The organism is Pseudomonas sp. JAI120, assembly GCF_014207255.1.
Lineage (GTDB): Bacteria > Pseudomonadota > Gammaproteobacteria > Pseudomonadales > Pseudomonadaceae > Aquipseudomonas.
The window spans coordinates 164,573-186,383 of the sequence record NZ_JACHCZ010000008.1 but is presented as its reverse complement, the minus strand read 5'-3'; the positions used below and the strand labels follow the sequence as shown (position 1 = coordinate 186,383).

Sequence of the window (21,811 nt, the reverse complement as noted above, 5' to 3'; positions counted from 1 at the left end):
TTGAACTCTTCGGGATAACGTGGGTTGCTCATGGCACCTCCTGATTGGCCTCAGTTTAAGGCATGGAGGTGTCTACGAAACCCGGGGCGATTCATCTCGGTAACTGGATCAATTCGGCATCGGCGCCAACAATCACAAGCTCATAGCCGGTGAAACGACCGGTACTTCTGTCTTGGAATCACCAATCACCGAAGCTGACATCCTGCAGATGGCTCAACAACTCGCGATGAGTCGTTTGTCGAAAGGCCTGGCATTGACTGAGCCTAAGCACGTCTTCAGCCACTTACAAACACTGCTGCAGTACCACGAGCACGAAGTCTTTGCTTTGCTGTTGCTCGACACCAACCACCGGGGGATTGGTTTCAGGGACTATTCAGATGCACACTGGACGGTGCCCGAAAACTCACTCAAACACGCACCTGTGGCAGCCGAACGCTGGCTTCGCCAGCTGCTACAGGGCGTGGAGTTAACAGTTGGCTCAGCTCAAATACCAGCCCCAGGCCCCACCGTTGTATTGGGTGATTTGCTTGGTTTCGAGGTAGTTGTTGTAGCCCCACTCACCCAGTTCACGGCCAATACCGCTCTGCTTGTAGCCGCCCCAAGGCGCTTCCACGAAGGTCGGTTGCGAGCAGTTGACCCAGACGATTCCGGCGCGAAAGCGTCGGGCAACCCGTTCGCAGCGTGGAATATCACGCGACATGACAGCCGCTGCCAGGCCGAAGGGCGAGTCATTGGCCAGGCGAATCGCTTCGGCTTCCGTATCGAATGCACGCAGACACACCACCGGGCCGAAAATCTCCTCGCGCCACACCGAACTCTGTTCCGGCACATCGGCGAAAATCGCCGGGGTCAGGTAATAACCCTTCTGCAGATGGGCCGGACGTGTGCCGCCCGACACCAGTCGCGCGCCCTCTTGCTGACCGGCCGCAATCGCTTCAAGGACTTTGTCCCGTTGCCCTTGGCTCACCAGCGGCCCAAGTTTCACACCGTCAGTAAAGCCTTGGCCGATCTGGATCTGCTCGGTGGCAGCGATCAAACCCTCCAGCAGCGCCGGGTATAACGCGCGCTCCACCATTACGCGCGAAGTGGCCGAACAGACCTGGCCCTGATTCCAGAAAATCCCGAACAGAATCCATTCCACCGCGGCGTCGAGATCACTGTCAGCGAAGATCACGAAGGGCGATTTACCGCCCAGCTCCAGACTGATGTTTTTGATCTCGGCCGCTGCCGCTTGCATGATCTTGCGCCCGGTCGGGACGCTGCCGGTGAAGGCAATCTTGTCCACGTCCGGATGTTCGGCCAGCGGTGCGCCAGCCTCTCGCCCCAGCCCGGTGACGACATTCAATACCCCCGCCGGCAAGCCTGCCTGATCGGCAATGCCCGCCAGTTCAAGGGCGGTCAGCGGTGTGAGTTCCGACGGTTTGAGCACCACGGTGCAGCCAGCCGCCAGTGCTGGAGCGACTTTCCACGACGCCATCAGCATCGGGAAATTCCACGGAATGATCGCCGCGACCACACCCACCGGCTCCTTGATCACCGAGGAACTGAAGCGTTCATCCGGCACGCTGATCGCCTGCTCGCTGTGTTTGTCCGAACCTTCGGCGAGGCCGGCATAGAAGTCGAAACAACCGGCCGTGTCAGCAATGTCCCACAGCGCTTCCGGCAGCGGCTTGCCGTTGTCGCGTACTTCGATGGCGGCCAATTCGTCCTGACGTGCCCGGATACCATCGGCGATTCGCCGCAGTACGTGTGCACGCTGCGCGCCTGTCCAGCGCGGCCAGTCACCTTCGTCGAATGCCTTGCGTGCGGCGCCGACAGCCAGGTCGATATCGTCCGACGTGGCGGCGGCGACCTGCGCCAGAACCGATTCATCGCTCGGGTCAACGGTCTCGAAAACCCCACGCTGTACCGGCGCGATCCATTCGCCGCCGATGTACAGCCGTTGATAATCACGCATGGCACACTCCTTCTTTCATCGCCGGCTCCAGCCGAATATTTTCCAGACGACTGAACGCATCCACCCGCACCCCGCTGCCCACGCTCACCCCTGGTCCAAATACCACGCAAGGTTCGATGCACACGTCCCTGGCCAGCTGTGTATCGGCACTGAAGAACACCGTGTCCGCCGCCATCAGGCTGACGCCCGATTGCATGACCGCTTGGCGTCGACGCTGTTGGAAAAGCTGTTCGGCCGCATGCAATTGCTCGCGATCATTCACCCCGAGCACGTCGTCTTCACCTACCTCCACCGCCGTCACTTGCAGCCCGGCGCTGTTGGCCACGGCCACCGCGTCGGTGAGGTAGTACTCGCCTTGCGCGTTTTGGTTGCCGATGCGTTCCAGCAACCAGAGACAGGTGTCGGCACGCAAGCCCATGACACCGCCATTGCAGAAGCCGACGTCCAACTCTTGCGGGCTGGCGTCCTTGGCTTCGCGGATTGCCAGCAAGCGGCCGTCCTCCACTAGCAGTCGCCCATAAGGCCCGGGGCTTTCAGTGTGAAACCCTGCAACCGCAACCGCCGCACCGTCGATCAGCGTCTGACGCAGCTGCAACAATGTCTGCGGACTGATCAATGGTGAATCGCCAAACAGCACCAGCACGCAGCCCTGCTCATGGGCCTGTAACGCGGCGCGGGCGGCGAGCAATGCGTGCGCCGTACCCAATTGTTCGTGCTGGGTAAACAGTTGTGCCGTGGGCGCAACCCGTTGCAAGTAATCGTTAACCGGTCGACTGCCAGCCCCCAGCACCACCGCCACTTGCTCAATGCCCGCGGCCTCGACCGCCGCCAGCACATGGCCGAGCAGCGGTCGATTACCCACCGGGTGCATGACTTTCGGCAACTGCGAACGCATGCGAGTGCCCTGCCCGGCCGCGAGAATCACCGCCAGGGTTGACCAGGAAATGTTGTCGCTCATTGCGATCCTCCCAAGTACCGCGGCGTTAAACCTGATCGCGATAAAACACGTCGTCGGCATACGGATACCACCAGTCCTGGATCTTCGGCTGGTGATCGATGATGACCATTTTCGAGCGACGGAACGCTTCAAGGCCCTGACGCCCGAGTTCGCGTCCCAGGCCTGACATCTTCCAGCCACCAAACGGCAGCGCGTCGTTGTCGATCAGTGGGTTGTTGACCCAGACCATCCCGGCTTCGAGACGCTCGGCGGCTTCCATGGCTTCGGCAAGATCGGTGGTGAACAGCGATGCGCCGAGACCGAACGGCGAGTCATTGGCCAGACGCACCGCTTCGTCGAAATCGCTGACACGGCAAATCGCCGCGACGGGGCCGAAGCACTCTTCCTGGAGGATCGCCATGTCGCGGGTCACGCCGGTGAGAATGGTCGGTTCGTAGAACCAGCCCACCGTGTGCTGTGGCGGAATCCGCCCGCCGCATACCAGCGTCGCGCCCTTGGCCACGGCGTCGTCGACCAGGCGCATGACTTTATTGCGTGCGGCTTCGCTGACCATCGGCCCGATTTCCGTACGCTCCAGACCATGGCCAATGCGCAAGGCGCGGGTACGTTCGGCGAACTGCTCGACGAACTCATCGTGGACCTCATCGACCACATAGAAGCGTTCTGCCGAGGTGCAAATCTGCCCGCTCAGGTGGAATGCAGCGGTCACCGCTCCTGCCGCCGCGACGTCCAGTGGTGCGTGTTTTGAGATGATCAGCGGGTCGCTGCCACCGGCCTCGATCACGCACGGTTTCATTTGTTTTGCACACGCCACCGCCACGGCTTTGCCCGCCGCGACGCTGCCGGTAAAAGCCACGGCGTGAGTCCCGCTCGACTTCACCAGCAACTGCGCAGTCAGCGCATCGCCCGGCACGCAAGACACCAGACCCGGCAACAGCGAGGTGAAATGCTCCATGAACTTGAGCGTGCAAAGGGTTGTGGCTTCCGCCGGTTTGACGATGCAGGCGTTGCCCGCCGCCAGCGATGCAGCGACCGTCCAGCACATCAACAGGATCGGAAAGTTGAACGGCATGATGTGCACGCTGACGCCATACGGCTCATAACGCACATGCTGGAACGAGCCGATCTGCGTGGTGCCGGCGACCTTGCCCGCATCGTCCCGCGCCATTTCCGCGTAGTAGCGAAAGATCGGCGCGCAGTTCGCCAATTCACCCATGGATTCGGGAAACGGCTTGCCCATTTCCAGGGTCATCAACCGCGCGACTTCGCGGTTGCAGGCGACGTTCTGTTCGATGGCATTGGCCAACTGATGCAAGCGCGCGGCACGGCTTTTGGCGTCGATCAACCGCCATTGTTTTTGCGCGGTGGTGGCGGCATCGACGGCGGCTTGCACGTCGGCTTCGCCGCATAGGCCTACCTGCCCGACAGGTTGCAGCGTCGCCGGGTCAAGCACTTCGCGGGTGCGGGCATTCGTCAGGAGCAGGTACTCCGAATTGATGAAACGCAGGGCAGTGTCAGTGTTAAACGTGGCCATGGGATGATCCTTGAACCAATCGATAAGGGGTTTCGCGCAACGTCGCCAAGGTCGCGGGCGATAGATCCTCGCGCCAACCCGGTACGTGCCGGTTGAGCCAATCGCGCAGCGGAGCAAAGGCCTCAGCGTCCAGCGCTCGAACAAACAAACCGAGGGTGCGTGGCAGATGCGCCAGGTAACCGTGCTTGCCGTCGCGGCCTGCCAGGCGCACAAAAATCCCCAGCACCTTGGCGTGACGCTGGGCGGCCAGCCGCCGGTAATCCTCGAGAAAACGCGGCGCATTGAGCTCCGGACGCTGCATCAGGTAGTGCGTCAGCAGCGTCACGCGCAATGCTTCGGGCACGTCGCGGCGAGCGTCTTCGAGCAACGACATCAAGTCGTACGCCGCCGCACCGATCAGTGCGTCCTGAAAATCCAGCAGTCCGCAGGCCGCAACGCCTTCGCGGCCTTCCAGCAGCATCAGGTTGTCGACGTGAAAGTCGCGCAACACCAAGGCTTCGCGACGTTGCGCGACATCGCCGCAAGCCTCGGCGAACAGCGTCAGAAACGACTCGCGCAGGTCCAGCGCCGCGTCCTTGCCAATCAACAGCGGGATATACCAGTCGATCAGCAGCGCACACTCGTCACTCAGTTGCCGGGCATCGTAGGGCGCCATTTCTGCCGCCGGTGGCGCGCGATGCAGCGCCACCAGCGCATCGACAGCCAAGCGATACAGCGCCGCTTCCGGATGCCCCGCCGCCAACAACCGGGTGTAGGTGTCGTGACCGAAATCTTCGATCAGCGCCAAACCCGCCTCTTCGTCAACCTGCACCAGGGCCGGCGCGGAAAGCCCCAGCCCGTGCAAGTGACGGGCAACCTGCACAAACGGACCGATCGGCTCGCTGCGCGGTGGCGAGTCCATCAGCAGCAAACCTTCACCGCTTAAACGAAAATAGCGCCGGGTCGAGGCATCCGCCGGCAACGCAACCAGCTGCGCCTCGGCGAAGCCGGCACCCGCCAGAAAGGCTGCGCGCTGGTCCTCACGAGTCGGCGAAAACGCACGTGTATCAGTCATGGCATTCACCGGATCATATAGACCTTTTTCACCGTCTCATGGACGGTGCATATGCCTTTCCAGTCCTTGCAGAAAAAGGCAGCCGTGTCGGGTTTGATCTCGATCACTTCGCCGGACTCATGGACGTACGTGCAGCGGCCTTCGAGGAAATGGCAGAACTCGTCGCTGGTGACATGGCAAAACCATTTACCCGGCGTGCAGATCCACACACCGCACTCGGACTGGCCTTCGGGGCCTTTGTGCAGCACCACGCCGGAGACATGGGATTGACCTTCAAGCATGGTCGGGATCACGCCCCAATCCTTGACGTCGGTGATGCTCAGCGGGTCGTACAGAAACGGGGTAGTCATTGTTGCTCTCCAAAAAAATTCAGGTTCAAGCCAGCATGTAAACGTTGCGCAGGGTTTCCCGGACGTGGCATTCCCCGGTCCAGCCAGCCGGGAACAACACCAGTGTGTTGGGACGAACTTCGATCACTTCACCGTCGTCATTGCGGTAAGTAGCATTGCCTGCGATGAAATGGCACAGCTCGTCGCGGGGAATCGACAGCCGCCAGCGACCGGGCGTGCAGACCCAAAGTCCGGTTTCAGGACTGTTATTCGGGCCTTTGAACAACAGTCGGCCGCTGGAGTGCGAGACGCCTTCGACGGCTTCACTCTGCACGCCCCAGTCCACTAGATCGGTGCGACTGCTGACGGCTTCGAGGTACGGCGTAAAACCCGCCGCGGTGTTTTGCTCAGGCATTGTTAAGCACCTTGTCGAGAATGGCGGCCGCGTCCGCTGGCCCTTTGCGTGATTGCATTTGCATGCTGGTGTGCCGCAAACGTTGGCGCATCGCCTCGTCGTTGAGGCAGGCGGCGAGTTTTTCCGCCAACTGCGCTTCGCTCCAGTCGTAGCGATCGAGCTTGAAACCGTGACCGCTTTCTTCGGCGCGCATGGCGTTGTCGTGACCGTCCCAGACGTACGACATGACAATCGCCGGTTTGCCGAAGAACAGGCACTCGGTAAAGCTGTTGTTGCCGCCGTGGTGGATCACCGCATCGACCTGGGCAATCACCGACGGCTGCGGGAACCAGTTGGAGATCAGCACGTTGTCCGGCAGGTCCGGGTATTCATCGAGGTGCTCACCGACATTGAACAGCGCGCGGTAAGGCAACGTGCCTACCGTAGCAATCAGGCGTTTGAGCAAATCGACATCGCCGGAACCGAGGCTGCCAAAACTGACGTAGAGCAATGGCTTGTCGTTGTTGGCGCGGAACTCGGGAATCTCGTACGTCGTATCGTGACGCACGCACCCTTGCAGGTAGTGAAAGCGCTCGGCCGGCAACGGATGACGGCGCTCGAACTTGACCGCGTCCGGGTACAGCAACAGGTTCATGCAAGGCGAGGCTTCGAAGAACGTGCCAAGCGGATACGGCTGCTCGCCATGGGCTTGCAGGAATTGGTTGAAGTCTTCGTGGATCGGCCCGATCACGTCTTCAAAACGCTGCCGAAACTGTGCGTGACCGGCCTTGTCGTCGATGCTCATGCCTGACAGGTGCGGCGGGATATCCGGGTCTTCGATTTCGTTTTCCGAGCAGGAAATGATCCGCACCCAAGGCTTGCCGTATTGCTTGATCGCCGGGAACAGGATCACGTTGTCGACGCAAATCAGGTCCGGTTTGACCTTGTCCAGCACCGCCGGCAAATCCTTTTGCGCCCACTTCGCGGTATCGACGATGGCGGCCCAGCATTCCTTTACGTAGTTGTCGATTTGATCGAGTGGCGATTTGCGGAAGTTGGGAATGTGGCCGTTGATGAAATCGACCCAGTAACGGGCCATTTCTTCGGCCGGCATGGGCGCCGACATGTTGACCATGTGTTCTTCGAAACCATACCCGGCATACACGCCACTCATGCCGGGGTCGGTGAGGAATACTGCTTTGTGGCCGAGGGCTTCACACGCCTGGGCGATACCGACTGAGTTCAGCGCCGGGCCATAAGCGGCTTCCGGAAAGAAGGCGATCACTTTCTGTTTCATCGAGGGGTACTCCTGCCTGGTCTTTTTATTGTTCAGCGCGTCAGAACACGGGCGTGGCGAGCCTGCCAGCCGAGCCGGACGCTCATACCGATAGCAAAATGAGCAAATTCGAATTGCGAGGACGGCACCCGGACGATCAAGGCCTTGTCGCTGAGCGCTGTTTGCACATGCACGTTGGTGTCGAGGCCGTGATAGGCGATTTCGACGATATTGCCGATCACCCGATTGGCACAGTCGTCGCCCTCCTCCGCCAGCACCTGTAAACGTTCCGGGCGAACGACGACGGCAACCTTTTGCCCCGGAATCAACGGCGCATCGGTCTCGACCGCCAGCTCCTGGCCGTTGACGCGCACCGTGCGCTCGCCCGAACGCACACCTTCAAACAGGTTGCTCACGCCGATAAAGTTGGCGACAAACCGACTGTTGGGATTTTCGTAGAGTTCGGTCGGGCTGCCGCACTGGCAGACCTTGCCGCCGTCGAGTACGGCCATGCGATCCGACATCACCAACGCTTCTTCCTGATCGTGGGTGACGATGATGAAAGTGATGCCGCTCTCGAGTTGCAGGCGTTTGAGTTCGAGCTGCATTTTTTCCCGAAGCTTTTTGTCGAGCGCGCCCAACGGCTCATCGAGCAGCAACACCCGCGGCCGTTTAACCAGTGCCCGCGCCAGTGCGACACGCTGACGTTGACCACCGGAGAGCTGATCCGGTTTGCGATCCGCCAGCTCACCGAGCTGCGCGGTGCTCAGCACTTCATCAACCCGACGACGGATTTCCGACTCAGGCAGACGCTCCATCTCCAGCCCGTAGGCGATGTTCTTGCGCACGGTCATGTTGGGAAACAGCGCATAGGACTGGAACATCAGGTTCAACGGACGCTTGTTGGCCGGCAGCGGCGAGATGTCCTGGCCATCCAGGTAAATGCAGCCGGCGCTGGGTGTTTCGAAGCCGGCGAGCATGCGCAACAGCGTGGTCTTGCCGCAGCCGGATGGACCCAGAAGCGCAAAGAACTCATTCTCGCGGATGTTCAGCGACACCTCATCGACCGCCAGACCGTTGCCATAAGACTTGCTGACCTTGTCCAGGATCAGTACCGCAGATGAATTATTCATGGGTGCGAGGAGCCTTGTTGAGACGCTGCGAAGCCAGCAGCGCGGTGATGCTGACCAGCATCACCAGCGTCGCCAGAGCGTTGATTTCCGGGGTGACGCCAAAACGGATCATGGCGTAGATCTGCATCGGCAACGTGGTGGAAGCCTGGCCGGAACCGGAGTTGAAAAAGGCGATGATGAATTCGTCCACCGACAACGTGAACGAGAGCAATCCACCCGCCAGCACGCCGGGGAAAATCGCCGGCAGCAGCACTCGGCGAAAGGTGGTGAACCAGCTCGCACCCAGGTCGATCGAGGCCTCGAGAATCGAATAGTCGAAGTGCTTGAGCCGCGTGCGCACCACTGCGCAAACGAAAGCGATGTTGAACACGGCGTGGCTGATGATGATCGAGTGCAGGCCCAGCCCAACCTTGAGCAGGTTGAAAAAGCTCAGCAGCGCAATCGCCAGGACGATGTCGGGAATGATCATCGGCGCCATCAACAAGGTGTCGACCACCAGCCCCTTGTCATTGCCCTTGCGGCGCAACTCAATGCCCAGCGCCAGGAAAGTCCCGAGTACGCAGGCAATGAAGGTCGCCGACAGCGCGACGATCAAGGTGTTGAGGGCCGCCGACAAAATGGCCGAGTTATGCGCCAGCGCCACGTACCACTTAAGTGAAACGCCGCCCCACGCAGTGGGTAATCCTGACTTGTTGAACGACAGCAGGATCAACACCAGGATCGGCACATAAAGGAAGGCGTAAACCAAACCCAGGTGCGTGCTGAGCACCGTGCCGCCAACCGAACGTGACTGACTCATGCGCGGCCCCCTTCTGCACGACGAGCTACCAATGCCTGAATGAACAACAGAACCAGCATGATCGCGATCAGGAAGAAGCTCAGCGCCGCGCCGAACGGCCAGTCCCGCGCCGTGAGGAATTGCGAGTAAATCAGGTTGCCGACCATCTGCACCTGCTTGCCGCCCAACAGGTCGGCCGTAATGAAGTTGCCGATGCTCAAGACGAAGACAAACACGGCGCCGGCCGCAACACCGGGCACGCTCAGCGGCAGGATGATCCGCCGAAAAGTCATCCAGCCCGAGGCACCAAGGTCTTTCGACGCATCCCAGAGCTCGTTGTTGATCCGTGACAGCGAAGAGAAAATCGCCAGGATCACAAACGGGATGTAGTTGTAGACCAGCCCCAGCACCACCGACGCTTCGGTGTACAGCAAGCTGATCGGTTCGCCGCTGTAGCCGAACATCTGCAGCATCCGGTTGATCAAGCCTTCGCGGTTAAGCAGGACGATCCAGGCATAGGTGCGGATCAGGTAGTTGCTCCAGAACGGCAGCATCACCAGAAACAGGAACACCGCTTGCCGGCGCCGCGGAGCACGAGCAATGGCGTAGGCGGCCGGGTAGCCGATCAGCACCGCAAACACCGTCGCCAGACCGGCGATCTTGGCCGATTTGAGCAAGATGCCCAGGTACAGCGGATCGAACGCGCGCTGGTAGTTTTCCCAGGTAAACAGCCAGTCGATACCGCCATAAGCACCGCGCTCGACGAAGCTGTAGACAAGCACCAGCAGGCACGGGATCACCAAAAAGGTCAGCAGCCAGCCAAAGCCGGGCGCAAGAAGCCAGGCCGACAGACGCCTGTCAGCATGCAAAGCACTCATTACCCATATCCTCCCGCCCCGGAACGGAGGCGGCTTGCGAGCGTGGCGAGGCATGCGGGGCATGCCTCGAATCGATGCGGCTTACGTTTTGTGAGGCTTAGTTCTGTGCCGCCATGATTTCGGTGACGGCCCGGGTGTAGGCCTTTTGCGTAGTGCCACCCAGATCGCGCAACTGTTCCATCTTCAACAGCTCGCTCGGGGCGATCGTCAAGTTGGGGTATTGCTTGAGCAGGTCAGGGGACAAACCAGCCATTGCGGCCTGGTTGGGGATTTTGTAGAGGATGTTTTCAGCCACCCAAACGTGGTTTTCCCTGGCGAGCATGAAGTTGACGAACTTGAACGCCTCCTCCTGATGCTTCGAGCTTTTCAGTACAACCATGGTGTCCACCCAAAGGTCGGAACCTTCCTTGGGCACGACAAACTTGATGGCCGCATTGGCTTGGGTGCCGTAGTTGCACCAGCCATCCCAGGCATGCGCCATCAGCGATTCGCCGGAAGCGAGCTTGGAGTAGAAGGTGGTGTCGTCGAACGCGAGGATGCGTTTCTTGGTGGCGATCAACTGATCGCGCACGGCCGCGATCTGTTCGGGATCGTTGTCGTTGACTGACCAGCCCTTGGCCAGAAACCCGGCGCCGAGCATCCAGCGGTCGGTGGCGAGCATCGTCACTTTGCCTTTGAGCGCATCGCTAGGGTTGAGCAGTTCGTTCCAGCTCATCGGCGCCGGTGTGACCTTGTCGGAGCGGTAGCAAATCCCGGTCGTGCCCCAGGTGTACGGCACCGAGAAATGGTTGCCCGGGTCATATTCCAGCTGGGTGGCTTCGGGATAAAGGTTTTTTAGATTGGGGACTTTGACGGGGACGATGTCTGCCAGCAGACCTTGCTTGTGCAGGACTTCGGCGAAGGGAGAGGAGACGAACACAACGTCATAGCCTTCACCGCCAGACGCCATCAGCTTGCCCATGATTTCTTCGTTGGTCGCGTGCAACGCCTTGTCGACGTCAACGCCGCTGGCCGCTTTGAACTTGTCCAGCGCATCCGGGGCAATGTAGCCGTCCCAGATCGAAATCACCATGTCTTTTGCACTTGCAGCCTGTGAAGCGATCGCCAGGGAGACGCTCAATCCCAGACACATAAGGCCTTTCAGCTTTCTCATAATACTCACCCGACGATTGATTATTTTTTGTGTTCGAAGGCAGTACGGCGTAAAGAGAAACGATTGCTTGTGTTTTTTTTTAGAAATTAGGACCAGCATGATTGGATGTCAACGTTTTTTTGCGCCTGACCGTTTTTGCGATGCATGGCATAAGATGAGCACCGGAGTCGATGCGACCAAAAGAGATCAGACGCTTGAGCACAACACCCGAGAAAAAACCTCGCACCAATCACCTGGAACTCGCCCGCCGGATTCTGGAGCACACCCAGGAAACCGGACTGGTGGCCGGCGATCCAGTGGCCGAGCAAGCGCTGGCGCGAACATTCCAGGTGTCACGCACACTGATTCGTGGCGCACTTAAAGTGCTGCTGGAAGAGAACCTGCTGAGTCATGAGGCCGGCAAAGGCTATCGACTGATCGCACCGCCAACTGGCCAGGCGTTCAATGCAGCATTGCCACAAGCCGAGGAAGAAGAGCTGGCGACCTCGGTGCTGCGCGACCGCATGGCCGGACGCCTCGGGGACAGCATCAGCATCAGCGAATTGATGCGCCGTTACGACATCGGCCGGCCGGCCGCTCAAAAAGCCCTGCAACAACTGAGTGAAAGCCAGGCCATCGAGCGCGGCCCCGGCCAGTCCTGGCTGTTCCGCCCCTCACTGAACAGCCTCGCCGCCCTCGAAGAAAGCCTCAAATTCCGCCTGATTCTGGAGCCGGAAGCTCTGCTCAGCCCGCATTTCAATGCCGACCCGCAACGCCTGGCGCTGCTGCGTAGCGCCATGCAAACCCTTCTCTCAAGCCCGGTAGAAAATTTCGACATTCAGCAATTTCGCGAGCTGGACATAAGCTTCCATGAACTGATTGGCCAGAGCTGCGGCAATCGTTTTATCGGTGACGCCCTGCTCCAGCATCAGAGCCTTCGACGCCTGCCGAACCTGCTGCCGACCGTCAGCGTGCACCGCCTCCAGGAAGCCCTGCGCGAACATCTGCAAATCATTGCGCACATCGAACGCGGACAGCTGGAGATCGCCGCCGACCTGCTGCGACTGCACCTGCGCCTGAGTGCCGCCCAGCGCCCGCAAACTGCCAACCGCGGCATCCCGCAGGGCCAGTTGTTCGGGCTTCGCTGAACAGCTCAAAAAACATGATGATTTTTTTTATAAAATAAGACAGCATCACGTCATCTTCAGGCACGGCGGGCTGTACCCGCCTCGGACGTCCTCGCCATGCACACACAAAAACTGATCGCATTGTTTCCGGAAGCCAGTTTCGGCGCGGCCTTGAACTGTATTGGCATTGCACAATCGCTGCGTGAGCTGGGAGCAAAACCGGTCTTTATCTGCCACGAACATTTTCAGGGACTCTTCGCCGAATATGGCTTCGACGAGTACCCGATTCCACAAGCCCGTCCATTGTCGGCAGCGGAACACCAGCATTACTGGGAACGTTTTATTGAGCGCAACATTCCCTACTTCGACCAGACTCCGCTGGCACAGATCGACAGCTATGTAGCGCCAGCCTGGAAAGCCATTATAGATACCGCGATTGAAGCGGAAAAACCGCTGCAACAGTTGCTCGGGCGCCTTAAACCGGACGTCATCGTCCTCGACAACGTGGTCATGTTCCCCGCCATCGCCAACGCGGGATGCCCGTGGGTGCGGATGGTTTCCTGCGCTGAAACCGAACTGCCGGATGCCGCCGTGCCGCCGTATTTGTCAGGCTGCCTGGCCAGCGACGCGGATGCCCGCGAACGTTTTACCGAGCATTACCGCAAATCCGTCGCGCCGGCCCATGAACGCTTTTCGCAGTTTCTCGCGAGCAACGGCACGGCGCCCTGCCCACCCGGCCAGTTCCTCAACGATTCACCGTGGCTCAACCTGTTGCTGTCGCCGACGCCGGTGCGTTATGAACGCCAGTCACCGCTGAACCCACAGCGCTATGTGTACCTCGACGGTTGCGTACGCCGCGAGGCGCCTTACATCGTTCCCGACTTCCCACGACACAACGACGCGCCGCTGATCTACATCAGCTTCGGCAGCCTCGGTGCCGCCGACACCGACATGATGAAGCGCCTGATCGGGACCATCGAAACCTTGCCCTATCGCTTTCTCATCAACGTTGGCGCCTATCGGGAGATGTACACCACAGTCCCGGACAACGTGTATCTGGACAGCTGGTTTCCACAGCCGGCCGTGCTCAAGGAGTGCCAGTTGTTCATCCACCACGGTGGTAACAACAGTTTCTGCGAAGCGCTGTACTTCGGCTTGCCGTCACTGATCATTCCTTACTGCTGGGACGGTCACGACAATGCCGCACGCGCCGAGGAAGTCGGCGTCGGCCGCTACTTGCCGCGTTTTGCCGAGCCACTGTCCGCGCTACCCGCCGCCCTCGAACAACTGCTGGCCGATCAGTCGATGAAACAGCGCCTCGAAACGTTCAGCAAGAATATGCAGGCGACTCGTGGCACGGACATTGCTGCGCGAGCAATCATGGCGCTACCTGACGCCTAGCGGTTTCAACGCATTTGATCTCTGCCGCTCACCCTCAACCCCTGAGGATCATGAACACCTTGCGCACCCGCGTCAGGTTTTCCCAAGTGCCTTTGAAGCCGGCGGCGACCACAAACGTGGCGCCGGCCTTGAACTCCTGGCTGACACCATTGCTGTCGGTCAGACGAACGTGTCCTTCGAGCAAATGACAGAGTTCGTCGTAGTCGCATTCACATCGCTCGAGGTGCTCCGGTGCCTCCCAGATTCCTGCGACCGCTTTTTTCTCCGGCGCCACAAAGTGCCGCCAGCTACGACTGCGATACGGGGTGTCGACCGCTTCGGGGTCACTGGTTTCCAACTCGACGACGGGCATATCGGGGTTGGCAAAATCGATGATGTGATCAGGTTTACTCATGGTCATTCTCACTCCAGTTCAAGAATCAAAACCGATACCCAGCGCATCAAACCCTTTGAGCAGCCAGTCGCGGTGCCCGGTAAGGTCTTCGCGGGCCAGTGAGCGCTGCGCCAGCGACACGCCCACATAACGCAGGGGCTCGGGTGGAAACGGAAAAGGTGCCGTCGAGGTCATTGCCAGTTTCGTGCGCTCGGTCGATTTGCCCTCGAGCAAATCAAGCATGGTCAACGCCGCGAAACGACTGGCGGACACGCCCTGCCCCGTGAACCCTTGGGCGTAGGCAATGCAGCCGTCAGACGAAGTGCCGCAGAACATTGTGGTGCGCGCGGAGGTATCGATGATGCCGCCCCAGGCATGACTGAACATGACGTCCGCCAAGACAGGGAAGGCCAACTGAAATTGCCGTGCCAGTGTCGCGAAGCTGTCGGGACGTTGCGTCAACGCCTCATCGCGCCGGCTCCCGAAGTGATAGATGGCGTCGTAACCACCCCAGAGGATGCGGTTGTCTTCGGTCTTGCGCAGGTAGTGAAACTGATTGCCACTGTCAGCAATCCCGTAGCGGCCGACCCAACCGATTGCGCGCAGCTGAGCATCGTCGAGCGGCTGAGTCGCTAATGCGTAGTCATAAATGGGAATGACCTTGGACTTCAGTTCCCCCAGCAACGGCGGCGCGATGTTGGTGCCGAGTGCGACTTTGGCTGCTTTTACAGTGCCTAGTCCGGTTTCCAGTACCTGATGACTGCCGTCGTGATGCAGCGCGGTTACCGGAGAATGTTCGAACAGCTGCACGCCTTGCGCCAGGCACACGCGTCGAAGCTCTGAAACCATCTTAACCGGGTTCAGCAACGCATAATTGGGCTCAAAAACGCCCGCAACATAGGCCGGTGAGTCGAGGTGTGACTTGAGAGCCTCGCCATCCAGAAATTCACAGGCGATGCCAAAGCGCTCGTAGTTACGCTGCATCGACCTTAGCCCTTCCACCTGCCAGGACTGACTCGCGACATTCAATTTTCCGCAGCGCTCAAACGCTACGTCCATGCCATAGCGCTGCAGATCCTCCTCAAATGCCACCAGGTTTTCCCTGCCCAGTCGAACCAGTTGCTCCGCCTCCTTGGGCCAACGTTTCAGCGCATTGGAAACACCGTGGGAAATACTTGGCGCGCAGAACCCGCCATTACGACCGCTGGCTTCGCCACCGCACTGTCCGGCTTCAAGCACAACGATGGTTGCTTCAGGCCAGCGCTGACGCGCCATCAGCGCAGTCCATAGCCCGACAAATCCGCCGCCCACAATCGCAATATCACAGGTCACTTCACCCGTGAGCCTTGGCGCGGCAGTCGCAGGCGTTTGTGCTTCCTGCCAGACAGGATAAGGCCGAGCGTCCGCCAGGGACTGGTTCGCGATGTGAAGTGTCATGCGCTCATGCTCCGTAAAATTCCTGGGCTGACGCTAAAGCAATAACCGACGTTTTCACAGGCACAACGGGCAGGTAAACATCGCAGCGGACACGGGCGGAAAAGTGCGGCTTCTGGAATACTCTGGACTTTGCCCTGTTCTGCACCCTGGAGCTCGTTGTGGAAGTACCTGATTTACCCACCACCCCAACCTTCCCGGCGGATCCTTCGAGCACACAGACTCATGAAGTTGTGGTGCGTTATCACGAGGCATGGAAGCGGCGCGACCTGGACTCCGTGATGGCTCTCTATCACCCAGCCATCGAGTACAACGATTTTTTCCAGAACCGGACCATCGACTACTCGCAATTGCGCGACTATCTCGCGGCAAGCATGCCGGTGGGATCAGAAGAGTTTCAGATTTACACCGATCGCTTGCGCATCGATGGCGACACCGCGTTCTTGCAGTACCGAGTGACGCTCAATGGCAGCGAGGGTCTTGTTTCATTCCGCACTGTTGAAGCGCTGTCGGTACGGGACGGGCTGATCATTAAAGTCAACGAACACGCGATGCTGGTCAATCATGCCCCAACGTTAACCCGCCAGGCCTATAGCGCTGAGGCCGTCAATCGTTTGGGATTATCAGCCCGTCAGGTCGGGGCGCTTGCCAATGATTTGCAGCAGTACTTCGAGCAGACCAAGCCCTATCTCGATCCACGCCTGGACCTGTCTCAGGTTGCGGCATCGACTGGCTACACACGCAACCAGATCTCGTTTTTTCTCAATCAGGTTCGGGGGCAAACGTTTTATACGCTGCTCAATCAGCTGCGCCTGGATGAGGCCCTTTCACGTTTGAATGCGCAACACCACGCCTCGCGCATTGATGAAATTGCCAGCGCCTCAGGCTTTAACTCGCTGTCCACTTTCTACCGTTGCTTCAAGCAAAAAACAGGGTGTTCGCCGAAGGCCTATTTGCAGCAACTTACTTAGGCTAGGACCAAATGTGAGTTCGCAGCGGATGTGGCACCGGCCAGGACCTTGCAAGAAATCCCGAGCTGACCGCTAGAAGCCGCTGCCGGCGGATCTTTCGTGGGGTCAGCGGAACTCAATCGGTGCCAACTACCTGCAAAATGATTTGTCACCAAAACAGCAAGAAGTCGGGTGAATTTGCGGTCTGTTTGGCACTGCGGTTTGGGCCCAAAAACGCCGAATTTGGAGGTATGAGTCAGGCTCTTGGACGCGATGGTTTGATTCCAAATCGGCCCTTGGCCTTGGGATCAAAACGCTCGGCCAGCGACTAGAGACTTTCGCAGATCTGGCGATTGCCCACCCTTCCCTCCCCGCACACTGTTCCGTTTCCCTAGCGCACAATCGGAAGTCTGGCCTAAAGGTGCTTTCGCCGCTTCCGTTTGTATTCAAAGGCACGGCCCGCTTGACGAGCAGCCGGTTTCACTGATTAGGGATGCTGACCTTTAAGAACGAAGAATCGGAACTGAGCTTCCAGGGTTTAGCGCCGCGCAGCGGGTGAGGAAAAACGGCCTAATCGGCCGTAAAACAGGGCGTTTGGCAAGGCTATCTAACATGCGAAAAAGCGGAGAAAGGAAGAGAAATATCAGACAGGATTGGTGCCAATGGCAGCGCGAAAAAGGGCCAAAAGCGGCGCGAACTCACACTGAGTCTCGCAGAGCTACCAAGGTCCAAGATATCTGTGGGAGCAATTTTGCAGGCATGAAAAAGCCCAACCTGAAAAAATTGGGCTAAGCAATTGGAAGATATGGTCGGGTCGGAGTGATTCGAACACTCGCCTCCTAGCACCCCATACTATAGCTAACAGATTCCTGCTGCGCGTTCAGAAAATCCATTGAGCGTAGGCCGCCCTGCGCCATGTATGCTTCAGGGTTAGGCGGCGAAACCCCACTCTCTAGCGCATCTAATAAGTCCGCCCAATATTGCATCATCCTACGCCTCGGCTCGACGTATTCGGCATGATTATATGCAGCGCGAATTTTGTTGGCATCCGCATGGGAAAGCTGCGCCTCAATCCACTCTTCTACAAAGCCCACCTCGTTGAGCGCCGTTGAGATGGTGGCCCTGATGCCATGCCCAGTGAGCCTTCCTTTGTAACCCATGCGGCTGATCGCGGTGTTAAGGGTATTTTCACTGATCATTTCCTGCGGTTCGTATCGGTGTACCAGCAGATACCGCGCACCGCGCGCCCTTAACTGCATTAGCCGCTGCACAATTGCAATTGCTTGGGTAGACAGTGGAATTACATAAGGTGGGATCTCATTCCTCTGGGTTCGAACACGACTCCGGAGTTGCTTGACACCCTCCGGCGGCACCAGCCAGATCCCCTTGTCGAGGTCGAATTGGTCTGGCGTCGCCGCCCGTAGCTCTCCTGTACGCACCCCTGTCAACAGCAATAGACGGATACCAAGCCGTGTCGCTTCTGCACACCCATAGTTGGTTACGGTCCTGAGCAGTCCTGGAAGTTCATTTACCTGGAGGAAAGGATTATGGCGAACTGGCCGCGGCGTCTCAGCAACGATATCAAGATCTGCTGCTGGGTTCACATCAACGAGCCCTTCCGCTATGGCAAAACGGAAAATCTGGTTGAGCCAGGTGCGCACCTTTCGAGCAGAGACCAGCGCCGCTCTGCGCTCAATTCGCCTAATGAGCTCCAGCACGTCACCACGAGAAATATCTGAGATCGGAAGATCGCCCAAACACGGCAGCATGTCCTTCTTCAGGTATTTACTCGCTTGCCCTGCACTGCCCTTCTTACTTTTCGTCAGCTTTTTACTTCGGAACTCATGCCAGCGACCAGCAACCGCTTCAAACGTGTTGTTGGCGGCGTGAGAGGCTTTTTGGCGCTCGGCGCGACGATGTGAGCGGGGATCGATATTGTTGGCCACCAGCGCACGTGCAGCCTCTCTCCGCTGGCGAGCCTCCTTGAGACTGACGTCGGGATAGATGCCAAGGGAAATACGCAATTGCTTGTCATTCCAATAGAAACGGAAATGCCAGCGCTTCGAACCCGTCGTGGGAACTTGCAGAGATAAGCCATCCCCATCAGTTAACGTATAAGGCTTGCTGGCGGGCTTGGCTTGCTTTATCGCTGTATCTGTCAGAGCCATCAGACACCTCCTTTTGCATCAAGGAGAGGAATACAACCCAGCGGTAGACGAACCAATACGAAAATTGATGCGCAAGGAATCGTAAAAGGCTGTGCCAGCGGTGTACTTAAATGTGTACTTAATAACCGTGGCTGGAGATGGATTCCAGTGGAATTCAGAAAACGAAAAAAGCGGCTCAAGGCCGCTATCTCCGTGGCTTCCAGGCGTTCAGTGGGCCTTAGTGGAAGCAAATATGGCGCAGCGGACGGGACTCGAACCCGCGACCCCCGGCGTGACAGGCCGGTATTCTAACCGACTGAACTACCGCTGCGCGTAACACTTGAAGCGAATGGTGGGTGATGACGGGATCGAACCGCCGACCCTCTGCTTGTAAGGCAGATGCTCTCCCAGCTGAGCTAATCACCCTTCGTTTCGGTGTGGGCGCATCATACACCAAAAAATCGTAATGTCTTGATTTAAATGCAATTTATTCAAAAAAAGTTCGCCGTACGATTTTTTGCCATATTCCGGACAGCAAAAAGCCCGCGATTAAGCGGGCTTTCTGTGGTGACCTGGCGTTCAGCGTTCCAAGTTACCGAATATGGCGCAGCGGACGGGACTCGAACCCGCGACCCCCGGCGTGACAGGCCGGTATTCTAACCGACTGAACTACCGCTGCGCGTAACACTTGAAGCGAATGGTGGGTGATGACGGGATCGAACCGCCGACCCTCTGCTTGTAAGGCAGATGCTCTCCCAGCTGAGCTAATCACCCTTCGTCTCGGTGTGGCGCGCATTCTACGGAGCGACCTTGGGTCTGGCAAGCACTTTCTTAAATCTTTTTTTTGAGGCCTTCCAATGGCTTAGGCAGGGTTGGCCTGAGGCGCTATCAAGAGAATAATGCCCCCCTTTGTATAAAGGAGAGACTCACCCCATGTGGTTCAAGAACCTGCTTATCTATCGCCTGACCCAAGATCTGCCTGTTGATGCCGAGGCGTTGGAAGCGGCCATGGCCACCAAACTGGCGCGCCCTTGTGCAAGCCAGGAGTTGACCACTTACGGTTTCGTCGCGCCTTTCGGTAAAGGCGAGGACGCTCCCCTGGTTCACGTCAGCGGTGACTTCCTGCTGATCGCCGCCCGCAAGGAAGAACGCATCCTGCCAGGTAGCGTGGTGCGTGATGCACTCAAAGAGAAAGTCGAAGAGATCGAAGCTGAGCAAATGCGCAAGGTCTATAAAAAGGAACGCGACCAGATCAAGGATGAAATCATCCAGGCCTTCCTACCCCGCGCCTTTATTCGTCGTTCGTCGACCTTTGCCGCCATCGCGCCGAAACAGGGCCTGATCCTGGTGAACTCGGCCAGCCCGAAACGCGCCGAAGACCTGCTCTCCACCCTGCGTGAAGTGATCGGCACCCTGCCGGTTCGCCCACTCACCGTGAAAACCGCGCCAACCGCCATCATGACCGACTGGGTCACCACCCAGAAACCGGCCGATGATTTCTTCGTCCTCGACGAATGCGAACTGCGCGACACCCACGAAGACGGCGGCATTGTGCGTTGCAAGCGTCAGGACCTGACCGGCGAAGAAATCCAGTTGCACCTGACCACCGGCAAAGTCGTGACCCAATTGTCCCTGGCCTGGCAGGACAAGCTGTCCTTCATGCTCGACGACAAGATGACCGTCAAGCGCCTGAAGTTCGAAGACCTGCTGCAAGACCAGGCAGAACAGGACGGTGGTGAAGAGGCGCTGGGCCAACTGGACGCCAGCTTTACCCTGATGATGCTGACCTTCGGCGACTTCCTGCCAGCGTTGATCGAAGCCCTCGGCGGCGAAGAAACCCCACAGGGCATTTAAGCCATGTGAAGATCAAAATGTGGGAGGGCTTGCCCTCTCCCACTTTTGACTGCATTTGCACTTCCAGAATCTAACAACAAGGACGCCCCCATGCGCGCACTCGCCGCCTTGAGCCGCTTCGTCGGCAATACCTTCGCCTACTGGGTGTTGATCTTCGCCGTCGTCGCGTTCTTCGAACCCAGCTGGTTCATCGGCCTGAAAAGCGCCATCGTGCCGCTGCTGGGCCTGGTGATGTTCGGCATGGGGCTGACCCTCAAACTTGAAGACTTCGCCGAAGTCGCTCGCCACCCGTGGCGTGTGGCCCTGGGTGTAGTCGCGCATTTTGTGATCATGCCTGGGGTGGCCTGGCTGCTGTGCCAGGCCTTTCACCTGCCGCCGGAAATTGCCGTCGGCGTGATCCTGGTCGGTTGCTGCCCAAGCGGCACCTCCTCCAACGTGATGACCTGGCTGGCCCGTGGCGACCTGGCGCTGTCGGTGGCCATCGCCGCCGTCACCACCCTCCTCGCCCCGCTGCTCACCCCGGCACTGATCTGGCTGTTGGCATCGGCCTGGTTGCCGGTGTCGTTCATGGAGTTGTTCTGGTCGATCCTGCAAGTGGTGCTGCTGCCGATCGTGCTCGGCGTGGTCGCGCAACGCCTGCTCGGCGAGCGGGTCCGCCACGCGGTGGACGTGCTGCCCCTGGTGTCGGTGGTCAGCATCGTGATCATCGTCGCTGCAGTAGTGGCGGCCAGCCAGGCGAAAATCGCCGAGTCGGGCCTGCTGATCATGGCCGTGGTGATGCTGCACAACAGCTTTGGCTACTTGCTGGGCTACTTCACCGGCCGCTTGTTCAAGTTGCCATTGGCCCAACGCAAGTCGTTGGCGCTGGAAGTAGGCATGCAGAACTCAGGGCTGGGTGCCGCGTTGGCCAGCGCGCACTTTTCACCGTTGGCGGCAGTGCCCAGTGCGTTGTTCAGTGTCTGGCACAATATTTCCGGGGCACTGCTGTCGACGTATTTCCGTCGCATGAGCGAGAAGGAAGACCGCCGCGTATTGGAGAACACGCCGCAAACTTGATCGAATGATCAATTTTCGGCACTCTACCGAGCTTCGCGGGGACGAC

General features: G+C 58.7%; 19 protein-coding genes, 4 tRNA genes and 1 pseudogene. 6 read left to right on the top strand and 18 right to left on the bottom strand.

Annotated features, from left to right (window positions below):
- Positions 1–118: 118 nt before the first annotated feature.
- Positions 119–396: pseudogene (locus tag HDC32_RS32175) on the top strand (JAB domain-containing protein); the annotation flags it as partial.
- An 82-nt stretch (positions 397–478) separates the two neighbouring features.
- On the opposite strand, the gene HDC32_RS30020 reads toward HDC32_RS32175, so the two are convergent.
- The 11 genes from HDC32_RS30020 to HDC32_RS29970 form a co-directional block, all read right to left on the bottom strand.
- Positions 479–1,957: an aldehyde dehydrogenase family protein gene (locus HDC32_RS30020; protein ID WP_145337950.1), complete on the bottom strand. Its 1,479-nt coding sequence runs from the start codon at positions 1,955–1,957 to the stop codon at positions 479–481.
- Positions 1,950–2,915: an NTP transferase domain-containing protein gene (locus HDC32_RS30015; protein WP_256663575.1), complete on the bottom strand. Its 966-nt coding sequence runs from the start codon at positions 2,913–2,915 to the stop codon at positions 1,950–1,952. The genes HDC32_RS30020 and HDC32_RS30015 overlap by 8 nt, the downstream gene beginning before the upstream one ends.
- Before the next feature lie 25 nt (positions 2,916–2,940).
- Positions 2,941–4,449 (bottom strand): aldehyde dehydrogenase, encoded by a 1,509-nt coding sequence (locus HDC32_RS30010; RefSeq protein WP_145337952.1) that lies wholly within the window; start codon positions 4,447–4,449, stop codon positions 2,941–2,943.
- Positions 4,436–5,503 (bottom strand): aminoglycoside phosphotransferase family protein, encoded by a 1,068-nt coding sequence (locus HDC32_RS30005; protein WP_145337954.1) that lies wholly within the window; start codon positions 5,501–5,503, stop codon positions 4,436–4,438. The genes HDC32_RS30010 and HDC32_RS30005 overlap by 14 nt, the downstream gene beginning before the upstream one ends.
- A gap of 5 nt (positions 5,504–5,508) precedes the next feature.
- Entirely contained in the window at positions 5,509–5,853 is a 345-nt protein-coding gene (locus HDC32_RS30000; protein WP_145337956.1) for a cupin domain-containing protein, read from the bottom strand.
- Between the two features lie 25 nt (positions 5,854–5,878).
- Positions 5,879–6,247 carry a cupin domain-containing protein gene (locus HDC32_RS29995; protein WP_145337957.1) on the bottom strand — a complete coding sequence of 123 codons (369 nt, stop codon included), beginning with the start codon at positions 6,245–6,247 and terminating at the stop codon, positions 5,879–5,881.
- The gene (locus HDC32_RS29990) at positions 6,240–7,523 is read right to left on the bottom strand and encodes a glycosyltransferase (RefSeq protein WP_145337959.1); all 1,284 of its coding nucleotides are present in this window, start codon (positions 7,521–7,523) and stop codon (positions 6,240–6,242) included. The genes HDC32_RS29995 and HDC32_RS29990 overlap by 8 nt, the downstream gene beginning before the upstream one ends.
- Positions 7,524–7,555: 32 nt before the next feature.
- Positions 7,556–8,635 carry an ABC transporter ATP-binding protein gene (locus tag HDC32_RS29985; RefSeq protein ID WP_145337961.1) on the bottom strand — a complete coding sequence of 360 codons (1,080 nt, stop codon included), beginning with the start codon at positions 8,633–8,635 and terminating at the stop codon, positions 7,556–7,558.
- A complete protein-coding gene (locus HDC32_RS29980; protein ID WP_184746460.1) occupies positions 8,628–9,434 on the bottom strand; it encodes an ABC transporter permease in 807 nt (268 codons plus the stop codon). The genes HDC32_RS29985 and HDC32_RS29980 overlap by 8 nt, the downstream gene beginning before the upstream one ends.
- Positions 9,431–10,291, bottom strand: coding sequence for an ABC transporter permease (locus tag HDC32_RS29975; RefSeq protein ID WP_145337965.1), 861 nt, complete (start codon positions 10,289–10,291; stop codon positions 9,431–9,433). The genes HDC32_RS29980 and HDC32_RS29975 overlap by 4 nt, the downstream gene beginning before the upstream one ends.
- Before the next feature lie 97 nt (positions 10,292–10,388).
- Positions 10,389–11,363 (bottom strand): spermidine/putrescine ABC transporter substrate-binding protein, encoded by a 975-nt coding sequence (locus HDC32_RS29970; protein WP_256663576.1) that lies wholly within the window; start codon positions 11,361–11,363, stop codon positions 10,389–10,391.
- A 275-nt stretch (positions 11,364–11,638) separates the two neighbouring features.
- Between HDC32_RS29970 and HDC32_RS29965 the strand changes: the two genes are divergently transcribed.
- Positions 11,639–12,571 carry a GntR family transcriptional regulator gene (locus tag HDC32_RS29965; protein ID WP_145337969.1) on the top strand — a complete coding sequence of 311 codons (933 nt, stop codon included), beginning with the start codon at positions 11,639–11,641 and terminating at the stop codon, positions 12,569–12,571.
- A 96-nt stretch (positions 12,572–12,667) separates the two neighbouring features.
- On the top strand, positions 12,668–13,951 hold the full coding sequence (locus tag HDC32_RS29960; protein WP_145337970.1) for a glycosyltransferase: 1,284 nt from the start codon (positions 12,668–12,670) through the stop codon (positions 13,949–13,951).
- 34 nt (positions 13,952–13,985) lie between these two features.
- Here the strand turns inward: HDC32_RS29960 and HDC32_RS29955 are convergent, their stop codons facing one another.
- Positions 13,986–14,345, bottom strand: coding sequence for a cupin domain-containing protein (locus tag HDC32_RS29955; protein ID WP_256663577.1), 360 nt, complete (start codon positions 14,343–14,345; stop codon positions 13,986–13,988).
- An 18-nt stretch (positions 14,346–14,363) separates the two neighbouring features.
- The gene (locus tag HDC32_RS29950) at positions 14,364–15,761 is read right to left on the bottom strand and encodes an FAD-binding oxidoreductase (protein WP_145337974.1); all 1,398 of its coding nucleotides are present in this window, start codon (positions 15,759–15,761) and stop codon (positions 14,364–14,366) included.
- 158 nt (positions 15,762–15,919) lie between these two features.
- Between HDC32_RS29950 and HDC32_RS29945 the strand changes: the two genes are divergently transcribed.
- Positions 15,920–16,729 carry a nuclear transport factor 2 family protein gene (locus HDC32_RS29945; RefSeq protein WP_145337976.1) on the top strand — a complete coding sequence of 270 codons (810 nt, stop codon included), beginning with the start codon at positions 15,920–15,922 and terminating at the stop codon, positions 16,727–16,729.
- Between the two features lie 818 nt (positions 16,730–17,547).
- Here the strand turns inward: HDC32_RS29945 and HDC32_RS29940 are convergent.
- The 5 genes from HDC32_RS29940 to HDC32_RS29920 form a co-directional block, all read right to left on the bottom strand.
- Positions 17,548–18,876 carry an integrase arm-type DNA-binding domain-containing protein gene (locus HDC32_RS29940; protein WP_145337978.1) on the bottom strand — a complete coding sequence of 443 codons (1,329 nt, stop codon included), beginning with the start codon at positions 18,874–18,876 and terminating at the stop codon, positions 17,548–17,550.
- A 233-nt stretch (positions 18,877–19,109) separates the two neighbouring features.
- Positions 19,110–19,186, bottom strand: a tRNA-Asp gene (locus HDC32_RS29935).
- 19 nt (positions 19,187–19,205) lie between these two features.
- Positions 19,206–19,281, bottom strand: a tRNA-Val gene (locus HDC32_RS29930).
- 176 nt (positions 19,282–19,457) lie between these two features.
- Positions 19,458–19,534: transfer RNA gene (locus tag HDC32_RS29925), tRNA-Asp, on the bottom strand.
- Positions 19,535–19,553: 19 nt separating this feature from the next.
- Positions 19,554–19,629 (bottom strand) — tRNA-Val (locus HDC32_RS29920).
- 159 nt (positions 19,630–19,788) lie between these two features.
- On the opposite strand from HDC32_RS29920, the gene rdgC reads away from it, so the two are divergent.
- Complete coding sequence (gene rdgC / locus HDC32_RS29915; protein WP_027607105.1) at positions 19,789–20,709, top strand: recombination-associated protein RdgC; 921 nt, start codon at positions 19,789–19,791, stop codon at positions 20,707–20,709.
- Positions 20,710–20,799: 90 nt separating this feature from the next.
- Positions 20,800–21,765, top strand: coding sequence for a bile acid:sodium symporter family protein (locus HDC32_RS29910; RefSeq protein ID WP_131699168.1), 966 nt, complete (start codon positions 20,800–20,802; stop codon positions 21,763–21,765).
- Positions 21,766–21,811 lie beyond the last annotated feature (46 nt).